The 3,904-nt window shown below is 49.4% G+C and carries 4 protein-coding genes; all 4 read right to left on the reverse strand.

Features of this window, described 5'->3' with window-relative positions; genetic code table 11:
- Positions 1-114: 114 nt before the first annotated feature.
- On the reverse strand, positions 115-1,194 hold the full coding sequence (gene fbaA, locus JK211_RS16525) for a class II fructose-bisphosphate aldolase (RefSeq protein ID WP_212709710.1): 1,080 nt from the start codon (positions 1,192-1,194) through the stop codon (positions 115-117).
- An 86-nt stretch (positions 1,195-1,280) separates the two neighbouring features.
- Positions 1,281-2,444 (reverse strand): phosphoglycerate kinase, encoded by a 1,164-nt coding sequence (pgk, locus tag JK211_RS16530; RefSeq protein WP_212709711.1) that lies wholly within the window; start codon positions 2,442-2,444, stop codon positions 1,281-1,283.
- A 50-nt stretch (positions 2,445-2,494) separates the two neighbouring features.
- Positions 2,495-3,514: an erythrose-4-phosphate dehydrogenase gene (epd, locus tag JK211_RS16535; protein WP_212709712.1), complete on the reverse strand. Its 1,020-nt coding sequence runs from the start codon at positions 3,512-3,514 to the stop codon at positions 2,495-2,497.
- Positions 3,515-3,827: 313 nt separating this feature from the next.
- Positions 3,828-3,904: hypothetical protein (locus tag JK211_RS17170; protein WP_371734654.1), on the reverse strand; the 77-nt coding region annotated here is incomplete at its 5' end.

The raw sequence follows: 3,904 nt of genomic DNA on the forward strand, positions 1-3,904 counted from the left end.
TTGGCGAATACAAAACTAACCACTTTTACCGCCGTTTTCTATTAATTCACGCTAAGGTGCGATGAACCATAAAAAAGCCCGCCGGGCGGCGGGCTTTCCGATAACAGTCTCGATTTACAGGCGATCGATAGCGTTCAGCTCTCTGAATGCCTGCTCTACGCGTTCCACCATTGAACTCTGGGCGGCACGTAACCAGACACGCGGATCATAGTATTTTTTGTTCGGCTTATCGGCACCTTCCGGGTTACCCAACTGCGACTGCAGGTAACCTTCGTTCTTTTTGTAGAACTCAAGAATACCGTGCCAGTTAGCCCACTGGGTATCAGTATCGATGTTCATTTTAATGACACCGTAACCGATAGACTCTTTGATTTCTTCCGGGGTCGAACCTGAACCACCATGGAAGACAAAGTTCAGTGCATTGTGCGGCAGACCATGTTTTTCGCTGACATAGTCCTGAGAATTACGCAGGATTTTTGGTGTCAGCTGAACGTTACCTGGTTTATAAACACCGTGCACGTTACCGAAAGAGGCTGCGATAGTGAAATTCGGGCTGATTGCGCTCAGCTTCTGGTAAGCATAGTCGACATCTTCCGGCTGGGTATACAGAGCCGAGTTATCCAGATGTGAGTTATCGACACCATCTTCTTCACCGCCGGTACAACCCAGTTCAATTTCCAGCGTCATACCCATTTTAGCCATACGGGCCAGGTATTTACTGCTGATTTCAATGTTTTCTTCCAGTGACTGCTCTGACAGGTCAATCATATGGGAAGAGAACAGAGGTTTACCGGTTTTGGCAAAGTGCGCTTCACCGGCATCCAGCAGGCCGTCGATCCACGGCAGCAGTTTTTTCGCGCAATGGTCAGTATGCAGGATCACTGGCACACCATAAGCTTCAGCCATCAGATGCACATGATGGGCACCGGCAATCGCACCCATAATAGATGCGCCCTGCGGTTTGTCAGTTTTATAGCCTTTACCGGCGATAAAAGCAGCACCACCGTTAGAGAACTGAATAATGACCGGGGCTTTTACTTTCGCTGCGGCTTCAAGTACCGCGTTAATTGAGTCACTGCCCACACAGTTTACCGCAGGCAGAGCAAAGTGGTTTTCTTTGGCAACTTTAAAGATTTTCTGAACATCTTCACCAGTAACTACACCGGGTTTTACGAAATCAAAAATTTTAGACATAACATTGTCCTGTTTCGTTGGCCGTATACGGAAGCCCGTCAATCGGGAAAAATCGATGTGGCCTGACGGCCACATCTGCTGCTGAATTACTGTTTTGCGCGCTCTTCCAGCATCGCAACTGCCGGAAGTTTTTTGCCTTCGACAAACTCAAGGAAAGCACCACCGCCGGTGGAAATATAAGAAATTTTATCTTCAAGACCGAACAGGTCGATTGCCGCCAGGGTATCACCGCCGCCTGCCACAGAGAATGCATCGCTGTCAGCGATAGCGTTGGCAACAATTTCAGTTCCTTTACGGAAATTAGGGAATTCGAACACGCCGACCGGACCATTCCACAGGATGGTTTTGGCTTCTTTAAGAATTTTAGCCATCGCCAGGGCAGTTTCGTCACCGAAGTCCATAATTTCTTCGTTATCTTTAATCTCGCTGACGCGCTTAACCGTGGCCGGAGCCGTTTCAGAGAACTCAGTCCCTACACGGGAATCGGTCGGTACCGGGATACCGTACTGGTCGCGCAGTTTTTTCGCTGCATCGACAAACTCAGGCTCGTACAGTGATTTACCCACTTTGTTGTCGATAGCCACAAATGTATTCGCAATACCGCCACCGACAATCACCGTGTCGGCAATGTTAACCAGTGATTGTAATACATCAAATTTGGTCGAGACTTTTGAACCACCGACCACTGCAACCATCGGCCGGGCCGGATTACTCATTGCTTTACCCAGCGCTTCCAGCTCTGCAGACAGTAACGGGCCGGCACAGGCGATAGGGGCAAATTTACCCACCCCGTGGGTCGAGGCCTGGGCACGGTGTGCCGTACCAAAAGCATCCATCACAAACACATCACAGAGTTCGGCATATTTTTTCGACAGGGTTTCGTCGTCTTTTTTCTCACCTTTGTTAAAACGGACGTTCTCCAGAACGACCAGTTCACCAGGCTGAACTTCAACCCCGTCCAGATAATCTTTAGCCAGTTTTACGCTGGTGTCGCCCAGTTTATCTTTCAGGTAGTTAACCACAGGCAGCAGGGAGAATTCTTCGTTGTATTCACCTTCGGTCGGACGTCCCAGGTGAGAGGTAACCATGACTTTAGCCCCCTGTTTCAGGGCAGATTCAATCGTTGGCAATGATGCACGAATACGGGCATCAGACGTTACTTTCCCGTCTTTTACCGGCACATTAAGATCGGCACGAATCAGTACACGTTTACCCGCAAGATCCAGATCGGTCATTTTAATCACAGACATGGTGAATCCTCTCGTTAACTCTCATAAGTTTTGCCAGGCGCTATCACGCCTTACCTGAAATTACCTGCAGACATTGCTAACGTAGTATCCAGCATCCGGTTAGCAAAGCCCCATTCGTTATCGCACCATACCAGGGTTTTCACCAGGTGCTTACCACTGACCCGCGTCTGGGTGCCATCGACAATAGCACTGTGGGGATCATGGTTAAAATCAACCGACACTAACGGTAATTCCGTGTAATCGACTATACCACGAAATATCCCCTGCGCAGCGTTGTGCAACACTTCGTTAACCCGTGCTGCTGTCACCGGTGTTTCCAGCGTAACACTCAGATCGATGGCCGTCACATTGATTACCGGTACCCGTACCGCGATGGCTTCAAAGCGATCGGCAAACTTCGGCAGTATCCTTGTGATCCCGGCCGCCAGCCGGGTATCGACCGGAATAATCGACTGACTGGCCGCACGGGTACGGCGTAAGTCGTCATGATACGCATCCAGCACCTGCTGGTCGTGCATCGATGAATGAATAGTGGTTACCGTACCCGATACGATACTGAAAGCATCATCCAGTAATTTAATCACCGGGATAATACAATTTGTGGTACAGGAAGCATTAGAGACAATCCGGTCTTCGGCTTTCAACTGCTGATGGTTGACACCGTAAACCACGGTTGCGTCCAGATCGTTGCCTCCCGGATGAGAAAACAGCACTTTTTTTGCCCCGGCCGCCAGATGCGCTTCACCGTCGGCCCGGCTGCCATATTTACCGGTACAGTCCAGCACAATATCAATATCCAGTTCACGCCACGGCAGCCCTGAAATCTGTGGCTGGTGCAGTAAGCGAATGCTGTCACGGCCTACTTTCAGTACTTCATCTTCCAGCCGTACCTCATAGGCAAAACGACCATGGCTGGTGTCATACTTCAGTAAATGGGCGATACCCTGGCTGTCGGCCAGTTCATTAATCGCCACCACGGAAATATCCGTATGTCTGCCAGTTTCATACAAGGCCCGTAATACGCCACGGCCAATACGCCCAAAACCATTTATCGCAATTCTGATGGTCATTTTACCCGGATTACCCTTACCTGCCGTGACGTTAACCGTGATTCACGTCACTGCTGTCAGTTTAACTACCACTGCATTGTCGGTTCATTCGCCGTTGCAATCGCTCAACTGAAACGCTTCAGCTGAGAATAGTTCATGGCATGCGGCACGGGAATGACTGAGATCAACTGCAATTCTAATAATTAGATCAGCTTCACATTTTTAGCCACCGATTGTGCATAAAAAGCACAGTCAGCCTTTAGTGTAGCTAAAAAAAAACAGCATGACAGAACGCTGCCATGCTGTGATATTTAACCGATCGTCAGACTACCGTTTACAGCAGGGCGCTGGCTTTAGCCACCACATTGTCAACCGTAAAACCGAACTCAGCAAATAACTGCTCTGCCGGGG

The organism is Tatumella sp. JGM130 (assembly GCF_018257525.1).
Classification (GTDB): Bacteria; Pseudomonadota; Gammaproteobacteria; order Enterobacterales; family Enterobacteriaceae; genus Tatumella; species Tatumella punctata.